The organism is Mucilaginibacter daejeonensis (genome assembly GCF_020783335.1).
Classification (GTDB): Bacteria; Bacteroidota; Bacteroidia; order Sphingobacteriales; family Sphingobacteriaceae; genus Mucilaginibacter; species Mucilaginibacter daejeonensis.
This window is the reverse complement of sequence record NZ_CP086068.1, coordinates 2,037,285-2,063,615: the sequence shown is the minus strand read 5'-3', so window position 1 is coordinate 2,063,615 and position 26,331 is coordinate 2,037,285. Positions and strand designations below refer to the sequence as shown.

The 26,331-nt window shown below is 44.8% G+C and carries 17 protein-coding genes, 1 tRNA gene and 1 pseudogene; 10 read left to right on the top strand and 9 right to left on the bottom strand.

The window, feature by feature from the left end; all coding sequences use genetic code 11:
• Positions 1–5: 5 nt before the first annotated feature.
• The 3 genes from LLH06_RS08710 to LLH06_RS08700 form a co-directional block, all read right to left on the bottom strand.
• Positions 6–1,247, bottom strand: a complete 1,242-nt coding sequence (locus tag LLH06_RS08710) for an MDR family MFS transporter (RefSeq protein WP_228172938.1) — start codon at positions 1,245–1,247, stop codon at positions 6–8.
• Between the two features lie 156 nt (positions 1,248–1,403).
• Positions 1,404–2,711 (bottom strand): UDP-N-acetylglucosamine 1-carboxyvinyltransferase, encoded by a 1,308-nt coding sequence (murA, locus tag LLH06_RS08705; protein WP_228172936.1) that lies wholly within the window; start codon positions 2,709–2,711, stop codon positions 1,404–1,406.
• Between the two features lie 197 nt (positions 2,712–2,908).
• Positions 2,909–3,646, bottom strand: coding sequence for a DUF4290 domain-containing protein (locus LLH06_RS08700; protein ID WP_228172934.1), 738 nt, complete (start codon positions 3,644–3,646; stop codon positions 2,909–2,911).
• Between the two features lie 205 nt (positions 3,647–3,851).
• On the opposite strand from LLH06_RS08700, the gene LLH06_RS08695 reads away from it, so the two are divergent.
• The gene (locus LLH06_RS08695; RefSeq protein WP_228172933.1) at positions 3,852–4,979 is read left to right on the top strand and encodes a mandelate racemase/muconate lactonizing enzyme family protein; all 1,128 of its coding nucleotides are present in this window, start codon (positions 3,852–3,854) and stop codon (positions 4,977–4,979) included.
• Here the strand turns inward: LLH06_RS08695 and LLH06_RS08690 are convergent.
• Complete coding sequence (locus tag LLH06_RS08690) at positions 4,969–5,481, bottom strand: DinB family protein (RefSeq protein ID WP_228172931.1); 513 nt, start codon at positions 5,479–5,481, stop codon at positions 4,969–4,971. The genes LLH06_RS08695 and LLH06_RS08690 overlap by 11 nt on opposite strands.
• 130 nt (positions 5,482–5,611) lie before the next feature.
• Between LLH06_RS08690 and LLH06_RS08685 the strand changes: the two genes are divergently transcribed.
• The 3 genes from LLH06_RS08685 (at position 5,612) to LLH06_RS08675 (ending at position 9,221) form a co-directional block, all read left to right on the top strand.
• Positions 5,612–7,150 carry a L,D-transpeptidase scaffold domain-containing protein gene (locus LLH06_RS08685; RefSeq protein WP_228172929.1) on the top strand — a complete coding sequence of 513 codons (1,539 nt, stop codon included), beginning with the start codon at positions 5,612–5,614 and terminating at the stop codon, positions 7,148–7,150.
• Positions 7,151–7,298: 148 nt separating this feature from the next.
• The gene (locus LLH06_RS08680; protein WP_228172927.1) at positions 7,299–8,792 is read left to right on the top strand and encodes a TPM domain-containing protein; all 1,494 of its coding nucleotides are present in this window, start codon (positions 7,299–7,301) and stop codon (positions 8,790–8,792) included.
• Between the two features lie 30 nt (positions 8,793–8,822).
• Positions 8,823–9,221, top strand: coding sequence for a hypothetical protein (locus tag LLH06_RS08675; protein ID WP_228172925.1), 399 nt, complete (start codon positions 8,823–8,825; stop codon positions 9,219–9,221).
• A gap of 62 nt (positions 9,222–9,283) precedes the next feature.
• Here the strand turns inward: LLH06_RS08675 and alaS are convergent, their stop codons facing one another.
• Positions 9,284–11,923, bottom strand: a complete 2,640-nt coding sequence (alaS, locus tag LLH06_RS08670) for an alanine--tRNA ligase (RefSeq protein WP_228173280.1) — start codon at positions 11,921–11,923, stop codon at positions 9,284–9,286.
• A 429-nt stretch (positions 11,924–12,352) separates the two neighbouring features.
• Here alaS and LLH06_RS08665 point away from each other — a divergent pair.
• The 4 genes from LLH06_RS08665 to LLH06_RS08650 all read left to right on the top strand — a co-directional run bounded on the left by LLH06_RS08665 (position 12,353) and on the right by LLH06_RS08650 (position 14,909).
• Positions 12,353–12,426, top strand: a tRNA-Pro gene (locus tag LLH06_RS08665).
• 294 nt (positions 12,427–12,720) lie between these two features.
• A complete protein-coding gene (locus tag LLH06_RS08660) occupies positions 12,721–13,956 on the top strand; it encodes a site-specific integrase (protein WP_228172924.1) in 1,236 nt (411 codons plus the stop codon).
• A gap of 69 nt (positions 13,957–14,025) precedes the next feature.
• The gene (locus LLH06_RS08655) at positions 14,026–14,478 is read left to right on the top strand and encodes an ORF6N domain-containing protein (RefSeq protein ID WP_228172922.1); all 453 of its coding nucleotides are present in this window, start codon (positions 14,026–14,028) and stop codon (positions 14,476–14,478) included.
• A gap of 209 nt (positions 14,479–14,687) precedes the next feature.
• Complete coding sequence (locus tag LLH06_RS08650) at positions 14,688–14,909, top strand: hypothetical protein (RefSeq protein ID WP_228172921.1); 222 nt, start codon at positions 14,688–14,690, stop codon at positions 14,907–14,909.
• 23 nt (positions 14,910–14,932) lie between these two features.
• On the opposite strand, the gene LLH06_RS08645 is transcribed toward LLH06_RS08650, so the two are convergent.
• Positions 14,933–16,570 carry a hypothetical protein gene (locus LLH06_RS08645; protein WP_228172919.1) on the bottom strand — a complete coding sequence of 546 codons (1,638 nt, stop codon included), beginning with the start codon at positions 16,568–16,570 and terminating at the stop codon, positions 14,933–14,935.
• 18 nt (positions 16,571–16,588) lie between these two features.
• A pseudogene (locus LLH06_RS20780) lies at positions 16,589–16,855 on the bottom strand (phospholipase D-like domain-containing protein); the annotation flags it as partial.
• A 182-nt stretch (positions 16,856–17,037) separates the two neighbouring features.
• On the opposite strand from LLH06_RS20780, the gene LLH06_RS08640 reads away from it, so the two are divergent.
• Entirely contained in the window at positions 17,038–20,073 is a 3,036-nt protein-coding gene (locus LLH06_RS08640) for an AAA family ATPase (protein WP_228172918.1), read from the top strand.
• On the top strand, positions 20,070–21,335 hold the full coding sequence (locus tag LLH06_RS08635) for an McrC family protein (protein WP_228172917.1): 1,266 nt from the start codon (positions 20,070–20,072) through the stop codon (positions 21,333–21,335). Before LLH06_RS08640 ends, LLH06_RS08635 begins: the two co-directional genes overlap by 4 nt.
• Here the strand turns inward: LLH06_RS08635 and LLH06_RS08630 are convergent.
• Together LLH06_RS08630 and LLH06_RS08625 are read right to left on the bottom strand one after the other, a co-directional pair.
• The gene (locus LLH06_RS08630; protein ID WP_228172916.1) at positions 21,322–25,302 is read right to left on the bottom strand and encodes an Eco57I restriction-modification methylase domain-containing protein; all 3,981 of its coding nucleotides are present in this window, start codon (positions 25,300–25,302) and stop codon (positions 21,322–21,324) included. The two genes, LLH06_RS08635 and LLH06_RS08630, sit on opposite strands and share 14 nt — an antisense overlap.
• Positions 25,299–26,312, bottom strand: coding sequence for a hypothetical protein (locus tag LLH06_RS08625; protein WP_228172915.1), 1,014 nt, complete (start codon positions 26,310–26,312; stop codon positions 25,299–25,301). The genes LLH06_RS08630 and LLH06_RS08625 overlap by 4 nt, the downstream gene beginning before the upstream one ends.
• Between the last annotated feature and the right edge of the window lie 19 nt (positions 26,313–26,331).

Sequence of the window (26,331 nt, the reverse complement as noted above, 5' to 3'; positions counted from 1 at the left end):
CTTGATCAATTGATCGGCTCGAACGTTAGCGCCTCTGATGAACGATCACTGAACTTTAGCTTATACAAGGTGATGAAGCCGGCGGCTGCTACCACGCTCACCGCTCCTATTCCCCACCAAAGTACGGTATAGCCAAAGCGCTCAACCACTATACTGCCCAGCGCCGGAGCGCCGATCTGCGCTACCGACCATGCCATGCTATATAGAGCGGCATACTGCCCGGTATTGCCTTCTGTAACGCGCGATATCCAAAATGAGTTCATGAACGGCATGCTCATGATCTCGCCAATGGTCAGGAAGAACATGATCGCGATAGCCGCCCAGGCCGTTGCCGGGAACACATCACTTAAAATGAACCCTGCCCCGGTGATCAGTGTACCCACGGCAATGAATACCAATGGGTTTCTCCTCCCGTCTAAACTATGCACGATCACCATCTCTATAGCGATGATGAACAGCCCGTTCATTGACATGAGAATGCCGATGAATGTTTCGTTAAAATGCCACTGCGTTTTGAAGAACACGGGCTGTATCGTGAACAGTTGGAAGAAACAACCGGCGAAGAGTATGCAAAACAATAGAAACCAAAGATAGATACCATCACGATAGGCCGAGCCGACACTCACTTTAGCCTTTTGCACCGTGGCCGACATGGCCGTAGTACTACGCGGCATCAGCTTGAATAAAAGTAAGCCCGAAAAGATATTGGTAAACCCATCCACCCAGAACAGTAAATGATAGTTCACCGAAGCTAAAAAGCCTCCCAAGGCCCCGCCGAAAGCCCAACCGAGGTTGATGGCAAGACGGTTCAAGGAATAAGAACGTGTGCGATTCTCGGGTGTACTGTAATGAGCTACCGCCGTGGAGTTGGCCGGCCTGAACGCATCGTTACAAACGCTCAGGATGAACGTGGTCAAGCACACCGACCAAAAGCTATGCATAAAGCCGAGCAGTAAGAACAACAGTCCACCGCTGAACAAAGCCCCCAACTGCACATCGTAAAACCCGTAACGGTCGGTGATCTTACCACCTACATAAGCACCTGCCAATGAACCGAAGCCGAACATGGACATTACCACACCAGCCTGAGCAATATCAAATCCAAGTTTTTGAGTGCAATAAATGGTCATGAACGGCAGCACCATGGTTCCGCTACGATTAACGAGCAGTACTAGCGACAAGAACCAGCTGTCACGTGAGAGTCCTTGATAGGCCTCTTTATATAACTTTAAGGTTGAAGTGATCATTTGTTGTTAGGTTAAAGGTAAGTGTATGAGTATGTAAGGTCAAACGTTGGTTTTAAAGACGATCGGTCAATGCATGGTTGCGGATAGCCCTAAAAACAAAGAACCACTGCCCGATCGTGTCAAGCAGTGGTTCTGTTACAAGGTGTATCTGTTAGATCAGATACGCTTTATATCGGCACCCAGTGCTCGTAAACGTTCGTCAATATGTTGGTAGCCGCGCTCGATCTGCTCAATATTGTAAATGGTCGATTCGCCTTGGGCTGATAGTGCTGCGATCAGCAGAGACACTCCGGCGCGAATGTCAGGTGAGGTCATAGAGATACCTCGCAGTTGCACCTGCTTATCCAAACCGATCACCACTGCGCGGTGCGGATCACACAAAATGATCTGCGCGCCCATGTCCAGCAGCTTATCCACGAAGAATAAACGGCTCTCGAACATTTTTTGGTGGATCAAGACCGATCCTTTGGCCTGAATGGCCACTACCAGTACAATGCTCAACAGATCGGGCGTAAAGCCTGGCCATGGCGCATCGGCAATGGTCATACTCGACCCATCAATAAAGCTCTCGATCTCATAATGATCTTGCGCCGGAATGAAGATATCGTCGCCGCGCAGTTCCAGTTTGATACCCAATTTTTTGAATACTTCTGGAATGATGCCCAGCTCTTTGTAGTGCACATCCTTGATAGTGATCTCAGAACCGGTCATGGCCGCCAGACCAATGAACGAGCCTATCTCGATCATATCAGGCAGCATGCGGTGCTCCGTACCACCCAGTTCGGTAACTCCCTCGATGGTAAGCAGGTTAGAGCCGATACCGGTGATCTTAGCGCCCATTCTGTTCAGCATCTTACAAAGCTGTTGCAGGTAAGGCTCACAAGCGGCATTGTATATCGTAGTGGTGCCTTTGGCTAACACAGCGGCCATCACAATGTTAGCGGTACCGGTCACAGAGGCCTCATCCAGCAGGATGTAGGTTCCCTTCAGGTCGGTGGCATCTACATTGAAAAAACCATCCTCAGGATTGTAGTTGAATTTAGCTCCCAGTTTCTCGAAACCAAGGAAGTGGGTATCTAAACGACGACGGCCGATCTTATCGCCACCTGGTTTAGGGATAGATGCCTTGCCAAAACGGGCCAGCAATGGGCCAACGATCATGATCGAGCCACGCAAACCGCCGCCTTTGGCCTTGAAAGCCTCAGACTGGAAAAAGTTCAGGTCGATATTTTTGGCCTCGAACGAGTAAGTATCCGGTGCAAGGCGTTCTATGGTAACCCCCATGTCGCCCAGCAGGTCGATCAGTTTATTGACGTCCTTGATATCAGGTATATTGCTGATGGTAACTTTCTCACTGGTCAGCAGCACGGCCGAGATGATCTGCAAGGCCTCATTTTTAGCGCCTTGAGGTACGATCTCGCCTTTCAATCTTTTACCACCCTGTATTACGAATGCATCTTTCATATTGCTCACATAGTGTTTAACAGACACTATAACCGTTAAAAATAATTCAGTGCAAAGATGTTCAAAAAACAGACACCTGCAAATAGGCGAACATCCAACACTTTAAAAACTTAAAAATTAAAAGGCCGGTCACCTTAAGTGCTTTATCGTCGGTCGACTTAAAGCTACGGTGCCCGGCCTTCGGTATGTCGGTAACTTTAGTATTTCTTTCCGTTATTACGGTTCTGATTATTGCGGTTCTGCTGGTTGCGATTGTTGTTTTGCTGACCACCGCCCCGGTTGTTATTTTGCTGACCGCCTCCTCTGTTCTGCTGACCGCCTCCCCTGCTTTGGTTGTTGGCCCGGGTATTCTGTACCGGGTTACGGAACTCTACGCGGTTCAGGTTCACGTTATCTTCCAGTTTAAGGTCACCGTTGGATAGTTCACGAAGATCGGCCAGAATGCTTTCGTCAGCCACCGAATCCTTGTTCCATTGCACATAAGCCATTTTCATGAAGTTGGCAATGGCCTGTACCATGTGCTGGCGGCGTGCCGGCTCCTCGATGCTTTTGGCTTTGGCGATCATCAGTTCGATGGTCTTGCCGTAATGCTTGTAGCGAATGCGCTGATGAGGATAACCCAGCGGCTCAGGCCTGATATGAATGGCCTCAGGCGATGGTACCGGGTATGGCGAATCCACATCGATCTTGTAATCAGAGATGATGTGCAGGTGATCCCACAGTTTATGCTTAAAATCGGCCACATCGCGCAGGTGAGGGTTTAAAAAACCCATTAACTCGATCACCACATTGGCGTAGCGGTTACGCTCCTCTTTGGTGGGCAGGTTAACGATGTATTTGACCATATTTTGCACATTACGGCCATATTCGGTAAGTAAGAGCTTGCTGCGGGTCGAGTTATAATCAAAGTCGCCGGGCGTATTTTTGAGAGCCATGTAGTTTAAAAGTAGGATATGTTGTCGGGCCAGTAACTGTAAGTCAAAAACGCATCAGGTCATGCGGCGCCGAAAAGTGGTATAAAAACAACTAATTATCTGAGTAACGCAAATATAAACTAATTTGTGTTAGCCACTTAAAAATTATTGGCAAACATCCGTAATTTTTCAAACACCTTAATTGCTTATTATTGTTTCGACATAAATGCCCCTACTAGTGAACCGTCCGCACGTCTACATCAAGCATATCGATATTTATCGTTTTAGCATTCCTATGGAGCCATTTGCTATTGCTACCGGCACCATGCATTACGCACAGAACGTGCTTATTAAGGTACATACTGATGCCGGATTTTATGGGGTTGGCGAGTGCTCGGCATTCCCTATGATAGTCGGTGAAACGCAGGAGACCTGCCTGGCCATGGCACGCGACTTCGCCCGCTTGTGGGAAGGAAAGGACGCGCTGGATATTCCGGCAAGGTTAAAGCAATTACATGACCTCACCGCCGGTAATTATACCATCAAGAGCGCGTTCGACATGGCCTTATATGATATAGCGGCCAAGAACGCAGGCTTGCCACTATATCAATTCCTGAACGGCACCCGCCGAGAGGTGGAGACCGACATTACCATAGGCATTGCCGACCCAGATTTGATGGCACGTAAAGCCGTCGACCTTAAATTAAGCGGTGCCAAAACTTTGAAAATCAAGTTAGGCAAGGATGCCCGACTTGACGCCGTACGCATTCAGAAGATACGTGAGGCCGTTGGCCCCGAGATGAAGATACGTATAGATGCTAATCAGGGCTGGAGCTATGAAGATGCGGTATATGCGCTGCAAGCAATAGGCCCATACGACGTAGAGTTTTGCGAGCAGCCGATGCGCACCTGGAACAATGATATGCTGCCAGAGTTAATGCAGCGATCGCCAGTGAAGATCATGGCTGATGAAAGTGTATACACGCATCATGACGCACGGGTGCAAATCAAGACCGGCTCATGCCATTACATCAATATCAAACTGGCTAAATCAGGCGGCATACACGAAGCTTTGAAGATACATGACCTGGCCGCACAGCACGGCATCCCCTGCATGATGGGTGGTATGCTGGAAAGCCGTATAGCCTTAAGCGCGATGTTGCATTTGGTATATGCCTGCCCTAACATCCAATTTTATGATATGGATACCTGCATGATCGGTCACTTAGAGGACCCTTGTATCGGCGGGGTCACTTATGAAGGTTACCACCTCAACATTGACGATACGCCTGGTATTGGAGCTGATGCCAAAGCTGATTTCCTGGAAAGATCTAATAGTCTCGTTACCCTTTAAGCACTTTTACTGTAACCAGCAATTGGCCAAGGTGGCGCATGGTATGTTCGGCCGAATGGGTGTACAAGCCGATCACGGTCGATGGCACTTGCGCACGGCCCACTTCCCTTGCCTGGGTAAGCGTAGTGGTGTCAGTAGCGATCAGCTGTTGTATGGCAGCTTCCACCTGACCATTAAAAGCCCGCACTAAAAGTTCGATCACCTGATCGTCTTCTGGCGGCTGCCCTTCACTTTTCAAGTAAGCCAGTTGGTCCCCCGTGAGCATCTCTCCGCGTGCATAAGTAAAAAGCCGGTCAAGTACGCCCTTCATATGCTGCAGATGAAAGCCTGGCGACGCCAGCCCGGCGGGACGTTCCCATAATAGATTCTCATCAAGGTCTGCCATCAACCGGTCAACTTCTTCACGGGCCTGCAACAAGGCATGAGCAACGGGTTGCAGTAGTGGCGGCACGTCAGGTAAAGGCCCGCGCAGCCAAACTTCAAGTTCATTCGTATTCGACATGGTACGTAAAGTTATGGTAAACTATACAAGTATCGGTCGATCGTAGCTCATAAATACCGCTATTTGCGGTTCCAACACCTAATTGCCGTCATGGTACAGCATTTGTACAGAGTAGTCAAATCAGCAACCTATGATAGCTACTTACTCTACGTTGAAGCGCACCTCGCTTTACGCATTTTACTGTGCCGTACTTGCCTTAGTGTTGGCAAGCTGTAATAAGCACAAACGATCAGACATGGCCAACACCATTTACAAGGTGAATAAGAACAAGGCCTTTAACAAAGTGACTCCTGAAGGCTTCGACCCGGTATTTAAAAAGGTACTGGCCGAACGCAAGAAACGCTTCAATCACCCCGAAGTGATCACCGCCTTTTATGAGCAAAATGGCTATGATCCGGTGTTGGTATTGGACCACATGGAAGGTGAAGACCTTAAGACGCTGGCCTCATACCTGAACAAGTCTGGCGAGCACGGACTTGACCCAAAGATGTTCCAGGCAAAACAACTGAACGACCTGGTGAACAAATTTTACAGCAAAGATGCGATCAAGACCACCGACGAGGCTTACCAAACTATGGCCGAGCTGGAGGCTTCATTGGCCAATGCACTGATCAACTACACCAACGCTTTACAGTATGGTGTGATCAGCCCGCGTAAGATATATGCGCGTTACTATACCGAGACCAAACGTCCAGACAGTGTATCGATGAAAAAGGTGTTCGGCATAGCCGATATGAAGACCTTTTTAGATAGCATACAACCCAAAGACCCGCAATACATCGCTTTGCAAAAAGCACTGGCGAGCAACATTCAGGTGCAAGGCCAAAGTGCCGAAGAGACCGACCGTTTGCTGAAAGTGAACTTGGAACGCTTGCGTTGGAAAAACAAGCCTAATGCCGACAAATATGTGATCGTTAATATCCCTGATTACCGTTTGGATGTGGTACAAGGCGGTAAATCGGTCATGAATATGAAGGTTTGTGTGGGTGAAGGCCGTAATGTTGATAAGCAAGCCGACCTTACCGAATATGACGAAAGTGATAAAGTGGACCGTCCGTTCTCGCGTGAAACGCCTCAACTGAACAGCATGATCTACACCGCTCAGGTAAATCCGGTATGGAACATCCCTAAAAGCATTGCCACCAAAGAGATCATGGTGCAGGCTGCACAAGATCCATACTACTTATCGAACCACAACATGGACGCTTACAAAGGTGGCAAAATGGTTGAGGACCCAGAGACCATTGACTGGGGTAGCGTGAACCCCGACGAATATAGTTTCAAGCAACGCCCAGGCGATGACAACGCCTTAGGTAAGATCAAGTTCCTGTTCAAAAACAAAAGCAGCGTTTACCTGCATGATACCCCAGCCAAGCTCGCCTTTGACCGCCCGATGCGTGCGGTAAGCCATGGTTGCGTGCGCGTGGAGCGCCCGCTTGATCTGGCTCAAGCATTATATGGTGACGGAAGCAAGTTCGAGACCATTAAGAAAGACATGGAAAGCGGCAGCAGCGAACCTCATAACGTGGACCTTAGCAATAAGGTGCCGGTATACCTGACCTATGTTACCTGCTGGGTCGATAGTTCAGGTACCTTGCAATTCCGTAAGGATGTGTATGGTTTGGATGCCGTTTTGCTGGCTCACCTGAACAAATACCTGACCGCATAATTACTAGAACATATAAGTTGGACGGCCTTTCGTGGATATTCATGAAAGGCCGTTCTTTTTAAAAATATATCTGACCTACCCTATCACCTAACAAACTATCTTCAGCGAAGTGGGTTTATCATTCAACCATTTACCACTTCACAACACTATGCAGCTTTTTGGATATGTACTGCGTATGGCGATGCTCCTATCGCTGACCCTAAACCTTGAGTTTAGTTACGCGCAACAAAAGTACAAGGTGGATGATATACCCAACCCACGTGAGCTACACCAAGGATCCGTGAGCGACCCCGACGGTATCCTCACATCATCAGAGACCGTTTCGCTGAACAGCATCATTGATACCATGGAAGCAAAGACCGGTGTACAGACCGCCATTGTAGTGATCCATGACCTGCCCGAGAACGACGATGAGTTCGATGCAGCCGTAGAGCTATTCCGCAAATGGGGCATCGGTAAGAAATACGCAGACAACGGATTGTTATTGATGGTGGTGATCGACCGGCACCGCTACCGCTTCGTGACCGGTTACGGCGTGGAGGGTCTGTTACCTGACCACGACCTGCAACTGATCGGTGAAAATGACCTGGTACCTGCTTTCAAACAAAAAGAGTATGGCCAAGGCATCATAGCTGCTATGGAAACGGTAGCCGCATATTTGCAGCAACCGGCTAATCATAAAGAACTTCAAGCTTTACTCCATAAAAAGGGCGTTAGCAACTTTGACCTCCCCACATTTCTGATCTTAAGTGCCATAACGAGCCTCGTGTTCATACTGATGATAGGCTATATTGTAAAAAAAAGCCCTGCAGTACCGAAAAACAAAACGAAGAATAGCAACTCATATCAGATGTGGAGCGCTGGTATGGGTATCGCGCTATTTTTGATCGTATTGGTCGTGTTGATCGTATCCGGATTTACCAAATTTGCAATGTGGGATGGATCAAGCACTATGAGTGGTGTGATCATCGTCGGCTGCTTGTTCGCAGTAATAACGCTGCTTTTTTATATAGGTTCCCTGGGCGTTGTAAGGAAGGCCCATTTTGATGATCTTAACTTTTACAACGCTAAACAGCGATACATCAAAGCCACCTGGTGGGCAGCCATTTTCTCCCCTCTTATTATAGTTGTTCTCATCATAGAGTCGTTAAAGCGAAAGAAGTATACCGAGCGCTTCACACCGTTATTGGACGAAAACGGCAATACCCTTCAACGCGTGGACCGTGACCAAAACATAGATGGTACCCCTTACCTATCAGAGGGGCAGCGCAAGGAAGAAGAGCTTGGTGTGTATCAATACGACATTTGGCTGGCACCGGATCCATCAGGTGAGACTAAGATCATCCAGCAGAAGGCCGACAACTACGGCAAGTACACGGTGTGTCCACAGTGCAACTTCAAGACCATGAAAAAGCCGGAATTGAAGACCATTGTGAGCCCTACCCGCAGCCGGCAAGGACAAGGCAAAAAGATCGCGGTATGCCAAAATTGCAAGCACGAAGAAGTGATCACGACGGTGGTGATACCGATGCTAACCAGCAACAGCTCATCCTCGTCCAGCAGTAGCAGCAGTGGTTCGTCATCTTCCAGCAGTTATGGCGGCGGTAGTACCGGTGGTGGCGGTGCAGGTGGCAGCTGGTAAAATATTCTAATGCCACTCAAAAACATCCTCATGAGATACACTGCATTGATCACCCTCTTCTCGGTAAGCCTTTGCCTTACGTTGTTGGCGTTCAGGTCTCAACCTCAGACCAAAGCCGACATCGATCTATGCAGGCAGCGCTATGAGGGCGCATGGGTGAACCCGAGAGTAAAAAGGCATTTGACCATCACGATCGACAAAGATGGAACGGCGCTCATCAACGACCAGACCATCACCAAAGAGCCCAGCAGTGTTGATGCTTATTACGCTAAAGTGGTTAAAGGTAAGCTGGTCTCTCCCGCGGATACCGAACATCACGGCGACTACATTGAGATCCGCACCTCGGGTAAGCAACTCTTGTTGGAGACACGCTTTAAAGACATAAAAGGTAAACCCTATGCTATGAGGACACTTTTTATTCGTGAGTAAGTGAAAATGAAAAGGCCCGTTGCGAAACGCGAACGGGCCTTGTATGTGAACTTGTTCACCTTTTAACTAATAAAAGTCTTGGCTCTTTCGAGCACACGATCAAGACCGCTTACATCTTTACCACCTGCGGTAGCAAAGAAAGGTTGACCGCCACCACCACCCTGAACCTCTTTGGCTAATTCGCGCACGATGTTGCCCGCGTTGAGGCCTTTGTCTTTCACTAAATTCTCGGCAATCATCACCGTGATGTTCGGTTTGCCATCTATATCGGCAACCAATACACAGTAAAGATCAGTAACGATATCTTTCAGTTGATAAGCCAGGTTCTTGATCGCTTCGGCATTAGGTAACTGTACCCTTTCAGCTATTAGATTAATACCGTTCAGCTGTTCTGCCTTTGCTGCCAGTTCGGTCTTCAAACCTGCGGCCTTTTCCAGTACAGAGCGTTCTATCTCCTTTTTTAAACGAGTGTTCTCATCAAGCAGGCTTTCTACGCTTTTGGCGATGTCTTTAGGGTTCTTCAACAAATCTTTCAACTGGCTTACCAATTGAGTTTGCTCATTGATGTAATTAGCCACCGCTATGCCGGTAATGGCCTCTATGCGTCGTACACCAGCAGCTACAGCGCTCTCGGCCACAATCTTGAAATAGGAAATTTGACCTGTAGCCTTTACGTGCGTTCCACCGCAAAGCTCTTTCGAAAAATCATCATCAAAAGTGATCACGCGCACGTACTCACCATATTTTTCGCCGAACAGTGCAGTAACTCCACTGGTGATGGCTTCGGCGTAAAGTACGCTTCGCTCCTCTTTTAAGGCGATATTATCTCTGATCTTTTGGTTAACGATGGCCTCGATCTGTGCCATTTCCTCATCGGTCACCTTGCTAAAGTGTGAAAAGTCGAAACGCAGGTAGTCGGCATTCACTAAAGACCCTTTTTGATTGACATGGGCACCCAATACCTGTTTCATGGCCGCATGCAGCAAGTGCGTGGCCGAGTGGTTGCTCTCGATACTTGAACGGCGTTCTTCATCAACGATGGCCGTCAGCGCATCATTCAAGCTTTTAGGCAGCACATCTGTAAAATGCACGATCAAACCGTTCTCCTTTTTAGTATCGGTCACCTTCACGATCTCGCCGTCAGGGAATACCAGGTCACCAGTGTCGCCTACCTGGCCGCCACTTTCAGCATAAAAAGGGGTTTTGTCCAGCACGATTTGGTATTGTTCTTTCCCTTTAGCCTTCACCTTACGGTATTTAACGATGTGCGCGATGGCCTCGGTCTCATCATAACCAGTGAACTCTACGCTATCCTCATCTCTTATCACGGTCCAATCGCCTGTATCAATAGCCGTAGCAGCACGTGAGCGATCTTTTTGTTGTTGAAGTGCTTGGTTAAAACCATCTACATCTACCGTAAAACCACGCTCGCGGGCCATCAGTTCAGTAAGATCCAGTGGGAAACCAAATGTGTCAGAAAGTTCGAACGCGAACGCTCCCCCAATGACCTTATCGTTCGCGCCAGATACCACTTGCTCAAATTGCGTGATACCGTTTTGAAGGGTGCGTAGAAAGGCGACCTCTTCCTCCAGTACGACCTTTTGTACAAAGTCTTTCTGAGAGTATAACTCATCGAAAACGCCTTGGAATTGGTCGGCCAACAATGGCACTAATTGGTTCAGGAACGGTTCTTTAAAACCTAAATACTGATAAGCATAACGTACTGCCCTACGCAAGATGCGGCGTATCACATAACCCGCTTTATTGTTTGATGGCAGCTGACCATCGGCAATGGCAAAGCTGATAGCACGGATGTGATCGGCCATCACACGCATGGCCACAGCTTCGTTCCAGCCTTCAGTGCCGGGAGTGGCAGCAGCATTATAGTTCTTGTCACTCTTTTCTGACAAGAACTGGATCAGCGGCATAAAAACATCAGTATCGTAGTTAGAGGTCTTGCCCTGCAACACGCGCACCAAACGCTCAAAGCCCATGCCGGTATCCACGTGGCGGGCCGGCAGTGGCTGCAATGAGCCGTCCTTTAAACGGTTGAACTGCATGAACACATTGTTCCAGATCTCGATCACATTCGGATCATCTGCATTTACCAACGTGGCGCCGCTTACTTTGGCACGCTCCTCATCGGTGCGGCCGTCATAATGGATCTCTGAACATGGCCCGCAAGGACCTGTCTCCCCCATCTCCCAAAAATTATCTTTCTTATTGCCCGGTAAGATGTGGTCTTCCGCTACGAACTGTTTCCACAGATCATAAGCTTCCTGATCTTTAACTAATCCTTCCTTTTCGTCACCTTCAAAATAGGTCACGTACAGGCGGTCCTTTTGCAGACCATATACGCTGGTCAACAATTCCCAACTCCACTCGATCGCTTCCTTCTTAAAGTAATCGCCAAAGCTCCAGTTGCCCAACATCTCGAACATGGTATGGTGATAAGTATCTACTCCCACCTCTTCAAGATCGTTATGCTTGCCTGATACACGCAAACAACGTTGGGTGTCAGCAACGCGCGGCGCTTTGGCATCGGCTTCACCCAAAAACACATCTTTGAACTGGTTCATGCCCGCGTTGGTGAACATGAGTGTTGGGTCGTTCTTGACCACTATGGGTGCCGATGGCACGATCACATGTCCTTTAGAAGCAAAAAAGTCCAGGAAAGCCTGGCGTATCTGTTGAGCCGTCATCATTTATGGGAAATATAAGTTGGCAAAGATAGAATTATTGTGTGAACGGGAATTTTCGCGATCAAAGATTTGAACAACAATAAGTCGAAGGCAAAGTTTGCTGACCCTGCTTAACCACAAGCCATCACCAATACCCCTTGATCAGAACATGGTCTATCCCTTTCAGAACCATCGGCAGGTCGCTGCCCCATGGTGTTGTCAGGCTAACATTAACGTAATGTTGCCATAGGAATGCCTGTTTTGTATTTTTTCGTACTCATTACCTGCCTGTTAGCCGTACAAAGTATTTTTTGATTTGCAAATACGCAAAGCCGCGCTATCTTTGCGACAGTTTAAAGGAAACGGCATTGCAAAAATGACAACAACTTTAAACTTTGTTAAAATAAAATTTGCAAAGCAGTTAAATAATCTTACCTTTGCAAACCCTTTCGGGATGTAGCGTAGCCCGGTATCGCGCCACATTTGGGATGTGGAGGCCGCAGGTTCGAATCCTGCCATCCCGACGATACCACATATCAAACGATATGGAAAGCCTGTAAATCATTGATTTACAGGCTTTTTTGTTTTCCTGCCAACGCAAATTATATCAAATCATCGCAAGTTATCCGTCACCTAACTGAACACCTCTTTTCGTTTCATACTTTTGAGGTATTCAAAAGTGGTTTAAATCACTGTAATACAATAAATTACAAGGCAACGAACCTGCGTTGTTTTGCGCTGATTTGAGCTGATCTTTTGATGCCATTCGGTATGATTTAATACCCAATAAATGCAAATGGTTTAATTAGATCAATGTTATGAAAGCGATCAACACATTCAGTGTCCACTTCAATTTGCGGACAGAAAAAGGCAAAGAAGGAAAAGCGCCGGTTTATGCGGCAATTAAAGTCAATGGAGAGAAAGCCATGCTGGCACTCAAACAGAGCGTTGCTACAAGGTGCTGGGACGTTCGGAAAGGTATGGGCAAAACGACGACCGCTGAAGGCAGGGAGCTCAACATCTACCTGGAAGAGGTAAGACAGGTATTGGGAGAATGTTACCGGGAGTTACAACTCAAAAGGCGTGTGATCAGTGCCGATGCGGTTAAGAACGCTTTTTTGAAAAGTGGTGATGATGAACACACCCTTGAAGAAATTGCTGAGTATCATAATGAAACTTCTCAAGGTGTACTTGCTCCAGCGACCATGAAAAATTACTACACTACCCAGAAGTACTTGCGGGAATTTGTGAGTAACAAGTTAAAGAGAAGATCATTCTTTTTATCAGAGCTCAATTACAAGTTTATTCAGGATTTTGAGGTATTCCTTCGCAATCACCAGCCGGTCGATCATCAAAAGCCATTAACAACCAACGGGATTATGAAGCATCTTGAACGGTTCAAAAAGATGATCAATTTGGCTTGCCGGATCGAGTGGTTATACCGTGACCCTTTCGAAAAGTATCAATTGAAATTTGATCGCGTGGAGAAAGACTTTTTAACCTCTGACGAGCTGGCTGCACTGGAGCAAAAACATCTGCTACTACCTCGATTGAGTGTCGTAAGGGATATATTCGTATTTGCCTGCTACACCGGGCTCGCCTTCGTCGATGTGATGGAGCTTACGCCAGACAACCTGGTTAAAGGGCAGGACGGCGGATTGTGGATCAAGACTTTTCGCCAGAAGACCACCATCCCCGTCAATGTTCCGGTACTCAACGAACCAGAGCGGTTATTGATGAAATACAAGGGAAACGTACGAGCAGCGGCGAATGGAACGATCTTCCCCAAATTATCCAATCAAAAAATGAATAGCTACCTCAAAGAACTTGCTGAACTATGTGGGATCAACAAAGTCCTCACCTTTCATATGGCCAGGCACACTTTTGCAACTACGGTAACGCTCGTAAACGGAGTGCCAATAGAGACGGTCAGTAAGCTTCTTGGTCATACATCAATGCGTTCGACACAAGTCTATGCGAAAGTTATCGAAAGGAAAGTGAGTGAAGATATGGCAGCGTTGAAAGGTAAGCTTAAAGGTCTGTCGGTCGCTTGATCGTCATTTGACTTAAAATTTTAAAAATATGGATAATCAATCACACCTGTTGTTCCTGACGAAGTCGTTATGAGCAAAATATATTTAATAAGAGGCCAAAAGGTAATGCTTGATGCTGACCTTGCTGAACTATACGGAACCGAAACAAAAAAACTAAAGCAACAAGTCAACCGTAACCTTGAGCGCTTCCCTAGCCATTATATGTTTGAACTAACCAAAGAGGAAAATGAAATTTTAAGGTCACAATTTGTGACCTTAAAGCGAGGTGAGCACTCGAAGTACCTTCCCTATGTATTTACGGAGCATGGAATTTTAATGCTATCGAACATTTTAAAGAGTCAAAGAGCAATTGCGGTTAGCATTCAGATCATCGACATCTTTGTTAAACTTCGCGAAACTTTAGCGGGACAAAGTGACATTTGGCTAGAGATTGAAAGGATCAAGTCAGCGTTGACAAAGCAAGATGGAAAAATTGACTTACTATTTAAGTACTTAGATGAGCTTCTTCAGCAGCATTATTAACCTAAGCCAAGACAAAGAATTGGCTACAAACCTGATGAGTATTAAAGTAATAATAAAGTGATTGAAAACGGCGAGCTGTAAACTTAGTCTTAACAACACGTCGCATTTAATAATTGCGACGTGTTTTGTTTCCTACGTTTAGATTTGAACAGAAACATCAGACAACTAATCAAGAAACTTTCAAATACTGATGACATAAGCTGCCGCCATTGGAAACTTATTTTGAGCCATATTTTGAATTACAACGTGCTGCTTTAGATATTATGCAACACAAGGCACCAAGACATAAATTTCTGGAAGACTATCTTACCATCGTGCCTGATATTTCCTTTTTTGAGCGGCAACAGGTATTAGAACAAATACAACCATTGACAACCATAGCAAAGAATAATGGTTTTGATGTTTTACCTATTATACGAATGATAGAATAAGTTGGTAATATGACATGAATTTGTTAAGTTTTTGTTGACAAAACTTCGGTCATTATGGAGGTAAAAATTGTTTTATTAAGCAAGGGACGAAGTGCTTTTTCGTATACACTACGGTTTGCAGCAATTACCTGCCAATCCCAACGGTCTTTAAATTCTTCCAATAACTCGGGCGACCATAGTAAGTCTTGACGGTCAGATAGTGCTTTCCAAGCCCAATGCTTTTCTGGAAAAGTTCTTACAATTTCTATATTGAAATTGGGGCTTATGTTGCTGCTTAGTTGCGAAAACGAAAGTTTTTCGACAAAATCTTTGAGAAATGGAATGTTCATAGGTAGCCGTGGGTGTGACGAAAGGTGATTCCAACCGCTGCCATGGGTATAATTGATTACATGCGCTTTTTCTCTGATTAGGGTTTCTGTCCAAGGGAAGGTTGAATTTTCGCAAAGTCCGCCAATGCCACCATCGCGAGCTTGGTAGTAAACAAATAGTCTGTCTGCGTATTTTTCTATAAAGCTGGAGCACCAGTCAAACTGTTGCCATTTAGCCACATACCACCAGTGCCATTTAGATTCGAACTGGCTAACAAGGTATGGTGTTTTCCAAGGGCTATCTACTAAGGAAATATAGGTCCAGCCATTACACCAGCTATGTATATCTTGATCAAACCAATTTGAAAAATGACGGATCATCGTCTCCGTCCATTGAATACCGGCGTTACGGAATAATTTAAAACGATCCCATTTTTGAACATATTTTTCTATTAATTGCTGATTCCAGTTGATGCCGGTGTTTTCAGCCAGCGAAGACCAGCTCCAACGGTTGATGTGACGGTCAATGATGTCATTGCTCCAACAAAAGCTATTGTTCTTCGACAGAAAGTGATAATCCCAGCGAGCTTCAAAAGTTTCAAATAGCTCGGTCGTCCAAGGTAAGCTCGGATTAATAGAGAGATTATACCAACTCCAAAAGTTTTCAAAGCTACGTATTAATTCAATGGACCAATTAACATTATGACAGGAGGATATACTATGCCAACGATCGAACCACTTTTGATATTTTTGGATATGTTGCTTTTCAAAGTTAAAAGCAGTACGATGAACCACCCAATTCCAAGCGATACGTTCAGCGTATTTATCAAGCAAATTTTCCGTCCAGCTGATATGATAGTTCTGACAGAGGTCATTCCAACTGATTTCATCTTCTAATTCAAATAATAACCTGGATAAGTTATCAAATCGCCCCTTTTGATAGAGTAGTTGCAATTGTACGGCACTGAAATCAAGCAAGACGATCTTCTCGGGCGTCCAGCGAATTTCGGTATTTTGAAGCAGTAAGTCTTTATTCAGCGTAAGCCGATGCTGCTGTAATTCTTCTAAGGACCAGTTATAATAACGTTCTAATAGGCCCTTCATGGCTTCTTGCCGGTTCTTGATCAGTTGCCGCACGGGTTCCGGTTGTTTGTCGATGACCAGGCGGATGAGGTTAGGGGGCGTGTTTCCGATCTCTTCCAACTGTATTAAGGCAGCTTCCGGGCTAAGTTTAGATAGTTCTTCTACCAGTTGCTGGGCTTGGTCGCCGGTATCGTATTCAAGAGTTAGTAAGTTTGCTATTGGTTGGTGAAAGGCATGAAAATTGGAAAGATGTTCGATGGGCTCCGCCATCCTTAGTACTTGTTCAAATATTCGCTGATAATTGCCAAAAGTTGTTGGATCACGGACGATCAGCAGGTTTTCCAGGTTATGATGTTCCGCGTAATAGGTCCAGTTATAGGAGCCGGTTAATACGGTTTGCTGGTCGATTAGACAGCATTTGTGATGCAGTCTTTGGCCTTGATATGAAATATAAAGTTTGCCGCCACTATTAATAAAGTGCTGGTAATCGATACCGCTTTTACGGAAATTTAATTGATCATTTAAGATAGCGACCTCAACCTGGCGGCCCTTAATTTAACAACGTTAGTAGCTCCTCCATTAATTGTTTGTTGGTAAACCAGGCCACGGCAATGCGGACTTGCTGATGCGCATTTTGAAGTTCAGTCGTAATGGCGGCCTGGATATGCTGGTAATAAGTTTGGAGCTGCATGCCCGAAAATAACCTTTTTATCTAGTAGTTTAGGCACTTTAACGCTATGCCTTTTCAACCACAATCAATTACCCGAGAACATATTTTGCAAGCGATCGCGGCACTCAAAGACAACCCCAAGGGAATTCATGCATCCACTGGTTATGATTTGCATTTCGAGGGTCGAACATATCCCCCAAAAGCGGTATTGCGCAAAGCACATGATTTAGCTGTTGGAGGAGAAATATGGGAACGTAGTGGCGGGCCGCAAACTAATGATTTTTTAGCGCAGTTCGGTTTTGAGGTACGTCCTAAGAATGATCAACCGGATCCATTTCCAGCTTTGATTCGTGATTACAAGGCGTTAGTGCAAGAGCAGGGTTTACATGACGAGCAGTATAAGTGGGAATTATTAAAAAGCTTCAAAGGCCGGCCGGATCTGGATGCACCGGATCTTTTGAAGGAATTAAAACAGATCAATTTTGCCAACTTGATTTATGGGCCTGGCATTGGTGTGATGCATCATTTAGCGCGTGAACGAGCTGAAAGTTACCGGGACTGTTTACGCGGATTATTTAATGACATAGAAGATCTACAGTTGCGTTGTGAGCGGTTTACGTCCAGGATAGGTCCTTTGTACCGTGAAGTTGAAGCGGACACAAAGCGCCAGGCGCATCATGATGAACGGACTATTGCGACCTTGCTAACTTTCCATGACCCGGAACGTTATGCTTTTTATAAAGATTCCTTTTACCAAACGCTCTGTAAGGTACTAGGGCGAAAGTCAGCCGATCCGGGGAAAAAATACGTGGACTACATGTCCATCGTTAACGGCTTTATAGTGGATTATGTTCAAGATGATACCGAATTGCTGAAGTTAGTCGCACAACATCAACCTGTGGATACGTTTGCGGATCACCATCATTTCCTGCTCGCACAAGATATTTTGTACCGTATGTTAGAGATCAATCGGCGAACCTTCGACTCACTGATCGAAGAACTCGCTACCACATTGCGTGATGACTTGGAAAAACCGGGGTTTGCAATAATGACTGGTACCCGTGGTGAACACAAACGCCGTGACTGGGTGTGGGTTTCAGATGAAGCGAAAATCATTAATACAAAAAGTGCACATTACGAGTTGGAAGTTATTCCAGCTAAAAGAGACAAAATTCGGATCTGCTTGCATTTTGAACACAAATCCAACGCTGGACGTTTTGAACGCCAGATCGGTAAACTGCCCGAAGGCATAGAATGGTTTAAATGGTTTGAGGGGGGGCGGAGTATCCGTTTGAAGCAAGAAATCGCTTTTTTTGGTGAACAAACCATTCCGCAGCTTATTGCCGGTCTGCGACAACTGGACATCGCTGTGGGTAATCAGGTCCGAAAAATCATCACCCAAATGAATCAAGAAATTATGCTGGAGAAAAATAAAATGAAACAGCCTTTAAATCAAATTCTTTACGGCCCGCCGGGAACGGGAAAAACTTATCATACCGTTAACAAAGCGCTACAGATCATGGGGTTAGATATCACGGCCATGTCAAGGACGGAGATGAAAGCTAAGTTCGATCAGTTGGTCGTAGAAGAGCGGATCGTTTTTACTTCCTTTCACCAAAGTCTAGGCTATGAGGACTTTGTAGAGGGTTTAAAACCGGTCCTTGATAACGAAGATGCTGTGGTCCGCTACGAAATCAAATCCGGGATATTCAAAAATATCTGTGGCGCAGCCCGTGGATTACAGGATGTAAAAGCCCAATCCAAAGATATCTTTATGAACGCTAAATTTTACAAAATGTCGTTAGGCGGTTTGCAAAATCCGCATATCCATGATTGGTGTTTGAAAAACAACTGTGTGGGCTTAGGCTGGGGAGGCGACCAAAACTTTGAAGGATTTAAGGGGATAAAAAACTGGAAGGAATATCGCGATAAGTTCGTTCAAGAGTTTCCCGACCTGGTCAATGACAGCCGCTATAATATTACCGCGATGTATGCTTTTCAGCAAATGCGGATCGGTGATATTGTAATCATCTCTAAAGGCAATCACATTATTGATGCGATCGGCAAAATCACAGGAGATTACGAATGGGACGACAACAACGACTTTGGGTATTTCCAGTTCAGAAAAGTAGAATGGTTAGCAACTGGTTTAAATCAGCCACCTTCGACCTTTTTCCGAAAACAGATCAGTCAGCAAAGTATTTATGAATTTTTTGATGATGATGTCAAAAAAGAGGTGTTTGTCGATCTCTTCAAATCGGAAACACCAGTAGCAAAACCTTATGTACTGATCATTGACGAAATCAACCGAGGGAATATAGCCAAGATCTTTGGTGAGTTGATCACTTTGATTGAACCAGACAAGCGACTTGGCCATGCGGAAGGCTTAACGGTTACCTTACCTTATACACGGGATGATTTCGGCGTACCGGCTAACTTATACCTTATCGGTACCATGAACACGGCTGATCGTAGCGTGGAAGCGCTGGACACTGCTTTAAGGCGCCGGTTCAGTTTTAAAGAGATGGAGCCCCGTCCTGAATTGCTTTCACCTGCGCATATCGTTTGGCGGTTTTTATGGAAGTATGAGGATTTGGCATGGGAGGACAAAGATTATTTGGTCTACGAGCAAGAATTGTTTGATCTGTTACAACCGGATGAGCAATTCAAAATCGACCGTAAGGAGACCTGGGACAGTTTCAAGGTACAAGAGGTCGCTCAGATTGACTTGTTCCGCGCTTATGCCTATGAAGGCATCAACTTGGAAAAACTATTAAGAACAGTTAATGATCGCCTGGAGGTCCTGAAAGATCGGGACCACTTGATCGGCCATGCTTATTTCTTGCAGGTGTATAGCCTTGATCAATTTATGACCGTCTTCCGGGATAACCTGATTCCGTTATTACAAGAATACTTTTTCGGGGATTATTATAAAATACAACTTGTGATCGGCAGCGGTTTTATTACCTCAGTTACGAATGCAGTGACCTTTGCCATAGCAGATGAAGATCAATTTGATGAAAAAGAGATCTATTCGATCAATAAGTCAGCCTTAAACGATTCAAAGCTATTTATAGACGCCCTCGCTTTAATGAAGTTATGATCCTTCATTTTTTTGAATATGATAAAGTGCCTTATAGCCGGTTTAGTCCGGCACAGGTAATCGCAATACGCCGCTTACACACCTTGACAGATGGGCTTTATTATAGCTTAGGCGATAACAGCCTGACTTTTAAAGAGCATGTCGGTGTGATCCAGATCAATGAGTTGACGATCGAAGTCTTGCCTAAAATCGACCGCGACGACATTGACGGCCGCAAGTGGCATGACATTTTATTGCAAATGCTGAAAGAGTGCCATTTTGTAGACCCGCATTCTGCTGGCAATGCCAATTTGAAATTGCGCGCTAATTCGGTCTTGGAGCTTTACTTTGAAAAATACATTGCCGAACTGGAAACCTTACTGCATCGCGGCCTGACCAAAAAGTACCGGAGTGAAGAGGGACAACAATATGCGCTGAAGGGGCGGCTGTTATTTGAGCGCCACTTGCTCGAGAACAGTTGTCATGCGGAGCGTTTTTTCGTGGCTTATGATGAATACGACCGGCATCATCCTTTGCATCAATTGTTGCGGCAGGGTTTGGAAACGGTTTGCCGGCTGACGGGTGGCGGACGGTTAGCAGACCGAAGCGCGCAATTGTTAGCACAATGGCCGGAAAGTAAAAGGTTGCCGGTGGATGAGCAGTTGTTTAAACGTTTCTCATTGAACCGCAAAACGCAGCCTTACCAGGAAGCCTTGAAGATCGCGCGGATGATCCTGCTGAATTATCATCCTGATTTGCGAGGTGGACGAGAATCAGTACTGGCCTTAATGTTCAATATGAATGACCTGTGGGAAGAGTTTGTCTTTCGGCGGTTAAAGAGTTGCGAGCGTCAATTTGGCTGGAAAATTAGTGAGCAGCGTCGGTTGAAGTACTGGACGAACGGTTCGGGCGGAAAGTTATTGATACCGGATATTTTGGTCGAATTGCCGGATGGGCGAAAAATGGTCATCGATACCAAGTGGAAAAGACCGGCACGTCATAAACCCGATGACCAAGATCTGCGACAATTACTGGCTTACAAGCTTTATTATGAGGGGGGGGCAGCATATCTGTTATATCCTGCCAGCGCCGAGAGCTATAAAATAGAGGGGCATTATCATCCTACTTCTTACCGGTCTGGAAATTTGATTTTTCGAGAAACTTTTGAACTGAGGGGCGGTCTGTTATTTTTGAACCTTCTAAACGGACGCCAGTTACTGACCCGAAAAGAGTTCCGCGAAATGGTCGCTGGATTGCTTACAGGAGCCCCTACATCTCTTTAATCATTTCCTCTATAAATTTTATCTCATTTTCATCGAGTTTATATTTGGTATACAACTGTTTGTCAATTGCTGAAATAGATTGACTCCAGTCTATGTCACTATCAGGTGTAAGGTTTTGAAGTGGTACGAATTGATAGGTCTTTGAGGTAGCATCTTGGCTCGCTTTTGCAATACTATGCATAAATCTCAAAAATTTGGTCGAAAAATATTTACATAAGTTTTGCGCTGAAACTTGATCAAGTTTTAGCTCGGCGCCCATGACAAGATATGATTCTGTACAAATCGTGCCAGGTACGCCAACAAAAGCGTTCAGGTTGTCATCGTTCAATTCTGTTCCGATATTATTTGCCCTTGCCGTAAAAACTTTGTAATTATAAATCCAGGATTTCCTTGTCGTAATTTCGTCCCTTTCCACATAGCCGATCTTTTTCCCCTTTCCATAGCATATCACTGGGTGTTTTAAACCTATATCGGTCTCCCTGAATTTTTCATCATTAGTAAAATAGCCACGAAACCCAAAAGGTCTTAGCGGGGAAACATATTTCGAAAAGGCTTGAAAGTCCTGTTGTTTACTTACTTTTTCAATGATAGAAATCGCTTCATTATGTCTTACAAACGTACCGCCATCGGCTGGTTTGAGTGAGCGGAAAACTGCGCTGGAATTTTCCGATTCTTTATGCGTGACGACCTTAGTAAGGTTGACTTCATTATTATAATTTTTATCCCATAAAAAATAACAAATCCCACCTCGGATATTTGTTTTAGGGAAGACTAACTCGGGATTCAAGAAATCATGCAATAAAGAAATTCTTTTGTCATTTAACATTGCGCTACGGAACTCATCGAGCCCGCGGCCACCTGAGTACCATCTAGAGGGCATGATCATTGAAATATATTGCGGCTCAATTTTTTTTGCAATTTCTACAAATTGATTATAGATCGGTTTTGCACTTGCTTGTGCTCCGCCATCCATTTCCATATATGGTGGGTTTCCAACAATAGCGTTGAACTTCATTTCCGTATCATTATTTGATTTCCAATAAGTTTGTCCATTTCTGATCTTCCTGATGAAATTTTCAGGTTTATTTTTTATCTGAGCTACTAAATCTTCGAAGTACCGCGCGTTTATATTAGCATGCCTAAAGCCGATCAGTGTGCGTTTTGTAATACTTTTTGCCATTGGCGTTTTGCAAATGATAAAAATATTTTTTGCGATGGTGGCATCCCATTCTGTTAATTGCTGCTCAATCGTTAAGGTATCGGGATCCGTACCATCGTACTTTTCGCTTATACGCCTCCGGAAAATGCTGTAGGCTATGTATAATGGATAAAATCCAGATTTAGAGTTAATCTCTAATACTTTTGAGTTTGTCGAAAATACGGTATCGGTAACTACTCCTTGAGCGATGTATTGGGGAGTGGGCAAAGTTCTTGCCCCCGCTTCATCCAAAAAGTTATAGCCTCCAAAACAATCCCCTAAATGCATATTAACCACTCGCCAAGGTGTTAACACCGTTTCTTTGTCCGGATTACGGAATGTGCTGAATATAGAAGTAATCCGTTCTATCCTTTCTTCAATGGTCAAGTGATCCGCGGCCCGTGCTAACGCTCTGATGCGTTTACCGGCGGCGCGGAACACGTCAGGCTCATAATACTTCTTAAACTTCAAAAAAGTACTTTTAGTTACCCCGGTCGGCATAAATTCTTGCCAAGATTGATTGTCGACAAGGTCTGTAAAGTTATCTATTGATATTTCATCCTCATCTGTTACATCCGCTCCGTAGATCAACAGTGGCATGCGAATAGATATGCCACGCAGGATAGAGACTGCGCTATCTCTATTTTTTTTCTTTTCGCTCTTTTCGCCTAAAAGCAGTTTCTCTTCGTCAGTAAGCTTATTTTTGTTTTTCTTTTTAATAACTTCTAACTGTTCATATTCCTCATCAGTAAATCCTTGGGAATTGATATCAATATAGCCGGTTTTAGGGATCGCTTTGGTGCTACCAATAATTTGCTTCAGGCCATCGAAGTCTTCCAGCCCCAAAGCATCCAATTTCATTAGTTCGTCATTGTTGTATAGATAGCCATCTTCAAAACCGTTACGAACGACGCGTTCAACATAAGTCTTTTTTAATTGCTCCAACATTCCATTGACGTCATAACTTTTCATTTGAGAGCCTTGAACAGCTATAATTGGGCAAAAATTCAAGAATTCTCCCATAATTATTCGATCTTCACCCGTTGTTTTTCCAGCCTTAGAAGATACTTTAGCGGTTTCTGCAATCACCTTTAAGGTTCGGTCGGGTGCAAAGTCAAAGACAAAGCAATCTTCTTTTACTTTCCCATTGATGGTGGCAGGAGTTTGCACGCGGAAAATCGTCTGCATATACCCAGCAGCGGATGTATTATAAGATCCAGCCAGCATGAAAACAGCGGTCCAAGCCGGAACAGATACGCCTGTCGTTAGCCGTCCGCAGGATAAGGTAATGGTGTAAGTATCCTGAGGCTTTTCGCCGATAGCTTTGTTGACTTTATTAAGTGCTTCTTCGTTGGTTTCTTCTTCGTCTCCTTCACCTGCCACATTAACAATTTCAAAGTGAGAAAATACGGAGTGTGATTTTAGAACTCGACTTAATGCTTTGGCTTCCTTTACACCAGGCAACATCCATAGAGAATGTCTGAAGTTGTCCCGATATTCGCTTGTTGAATAAGGGTAATTACTATCCTGGTCAGCTTTGCATATCAAATTCAAAAGTGAGATTACGTCTTTTTGATGAAGAAATGACCCGTCCTCATTTACCCTGAAAAATTCACGAAAATTAAAAGCCACTTCCTCATCAATGTAGCCCCGCAAAAGTTTACCTAAATCGTACGTGTAGATGTGCAATTTCGGCAGCGCGGCATAGGGATTAGGATCACCCCAGTGAATTTTATTCCAGGCTGCTTTCGCTTTTTGCTCCATGACATAATCCCAAGTATAGATTTCCTCTTCTTTATAACTGTCCAGGAGGTTAAATGGCGTTCCCGAAAGTTGCAATATCTTAGTGTGAGACTTCTTGAGACCTGACAGCACATTTTTCCCTAGTTCGGTTTGTGTACCCTCATGTGCCTCATCTATGATGATATAGTCCCAAGTTGTACGATAAATTTCGTCGTTTTTGCTGAAGTTACCGCCTACCAGTTCTGATCCCCTAAGGTCCTGCATAGAAACGAAATAAACGTATTTATACGCGTTTTCTCGGGACAGTTTTTCAAGTGTGGCGAAGCGATGCCCTTGATTTTTTGACCCATACGCATAATTAGGAGAGTCAAAAAAGATCTTAGCGAAATCTTCGAACCACCCCTTATCAACTACGGGGCGATGCGTTAAAATGAGTGTTCTTTTAAATCCTTCTTCTTTCAAAACTTGCAAGGCCGATAAAGTTTTTCCAAAACGCATTTTGGCAAACCATAACATCTCGTCGCCCTTTTTGAATTGTTTGATGGTCTTTTGAATAGCGGCTTTTTGTTCAGGCCTGAAAATTACCGGGTTTTGTGCAATCGTAATCTCACCCGTATGCAATGAATCTCTACCGGCCTTAACTGCGGCTATTGCTTTTTTTACAGTGTCCAGATCAGTAATGAACCATTCATTCGCTTTGTGCTCAATATCGAAAAGTTTTCGTTGAATACCGGAGCGGATTAACACTTGATGAACTTCGACATCGGAAAACGCTTTAAATACACCCTTGTCTAAATACACCGCAAATTCAGTGTAGAGCAGTTCGTAGGCAATGCCAGCGGTTTGTGTGTACTGATCGATCCGCTTTTTTGCAGCTTTATTTAAAGCAGAACTATTCGGCTCTAATCCAAATAGCTCGCTGGAATCTGAGGTCGCTTCGCCGATTTTCAAGCAACCGCTATGCGCTTCGTCATTGATACGAAAAACGTAAATTAACTTGGGTTTTAGAGAGGATGTGAATTTCATTTACCTTGTTTTTTAAAAAGGTCGACAAACCTGATTATCCTCCCTGGGCTGTTCGATTCCGGGTCTTTACGCGACCAGTCCTTGATAAGACAATAGGTGCCATTATGTTTAAGAATATGATCAGTTTCGCATCCTTGGCAAACAGGTTTAGCGTTGTATTTACCGAATAAACCTTGAATGATTTGGGGTTTCGTGTTACAGGAATTAGGTATCACTCCTTTTAAGCCGTCCATTTGCCAAATATTCCAAGAAATGATTTCAGCGATATATTGGATGGATTTTAATAATGGTTCGTTCCCGAATTTGTAGCAATAGTTTTCTAAGAAGGTGATTAGCAAAGCTTCGCGGGCGAGTAATAAACTATCCCCTTGCCATTCAAATCCGTAAATGCTTTGATAAGCTGTCTGTGCTGCCTTTAACCATTCGCCGGTCGATTGTGCATTTTCATTAATAACGCGTAGCTTTCTGTCTAGCAGCCCAATGCGATTCTCAATTGGAATGAATTTACCTGTGGTTGTATCATATCTGCTGGTAAGGTAAGGAGCTTCGCCACAAGCCATCTCTAAGCGTGGTTCCCGGACATAGCTTTTCCAAGTCTTGCGCTGAGGAAAGGATATCTTATTAGGATTTACTTCCCATGATCGTTCTCCTTCCGGCGTAAGAATTTCTGTATTGAAAACGTGACACCTTCCAAACCAATTATCGTCCACCAAATTGTTTTGCGCATTACAAATCCAGGAAGGGGTAAATACCTCTGCCATTTCTTTTGACCTGACTTGCTGCTGAACCTTGTTTTTTTGAACACGCGGCATAATGATGTTGCCATTTTCTCCGGTGATCAAAGCGGGTGTGATTTCGCGGTCTAAATGATAAAACTCTCCAAGAGCTTCGTAATTTGTGGTCCCCCAGAGAATATTCTTTTGAGTTGTGTTGTCGCGCAATAAAATGTCAAGAACATACGGATATTGTTCAACTATCTCATTTTCTAATACATCGACCTCAATTAGCACAATAACTTTTAAATTTGAT

Coding starts and splice junctions, on each gene's coding strand:
- LLH06_RS08710 (WP_228172938.1), bottom strand. CDS start 1,247: ATGATCACTTCAACCTTAAAGTTATATAAAGAGGCCTATCAAGGACTC.
- murA (WP_228172936.1), bottom strand. CDS start 2,711: ATGAAAGATGCATTCGTAATACAGGGTGGTAAAAGATTGAAAGGCGAG.
- LLH06_RS08700 (WP_228172934.1), bottom strand. CDS start 3,646: ATGGCTCTCAAAAATACGCCCGGCGACTTTGATTATAACTCGACCCGC.
- LLH06_RS08695 (WP_228172933.1), top strand. CDS start 3,852: ATGCCCCTACTAGTGAACCGTCCGCACGTCTACATCAAGCATATCGAT.
- LLH06_RS08690 (WP_228172931.1), bottom strand. CDS start 5,481: ATGTCGAATACGAATGAACTTGAAGTTTGGCTGCGCGGGCCTTTACCT.
- LLH06_RS08685 (WP_228172929.1), top strand. CDS start 5,612: ATGATAGCTACTTACTCTACGTTGAAGCGCACCTCGCTTTACGCATTT.
- LLH06_RS08680 (WP_228172927.1), top strand. CDS start 7,299: ATGCAGCTTTTTGGATATGTACTGCGTATGGCGATGCTCCTATCGCTG.
- LLH06_RS08675 (WP_228172925.1), top strand. CDS start 8,823: ATGAGATACACTGCATTGATCACCCTCTTCTCGGTAAGCCTTTGCCTT.
- alaS (WP_228173280.1), bottom strand. CDS start 11,923: ATGACGGCTCAACAGATACGCCAGGCTTTCCTGGACTTTTTTGCTTCT.
- LLH06_RS08660 (WP_228172924.1), top strand. CDS start 12,721: ATGAAAGCGATCAACACATTCAGTGTCCACTTCAATTTGCGGACAGAA.
- LLH06_RS08655 (WP_228172922.1), top strand. CDS start 14,026: ATGAGCAAAATATATTTAATAAGAGGCCAAAAGGTAATGCTTGATGCT.
- LLH06_RS08645 (WP_228172919.1), bottom strand. CDS start 16,570: ATGGCGGAGCCCATCGAACATCTTTCCAATTTTCATGCCTTTCACCAA.
- LLH06_RS08640 (WP_228172918.1), top strand. CDS start 17,038: ATGCCTTTTCAACCACAATCAATTACCCGAGAACATATTTTGCAAGCG.
- LLH06_RS08635 (WP_228172917.1), top strand. CDS start 20,070: ATGATCCTTCATTTTTTTGAATATGATAAAGTGCCTTATAGCCGGTTT.
- LLH06_RS08630 (WP_228172916.1), bottom strand. CDS start 25,302: ATGAAATTCACATCCTCTCTAAAACCCAAGTTAATTTACGTTTTTCGT.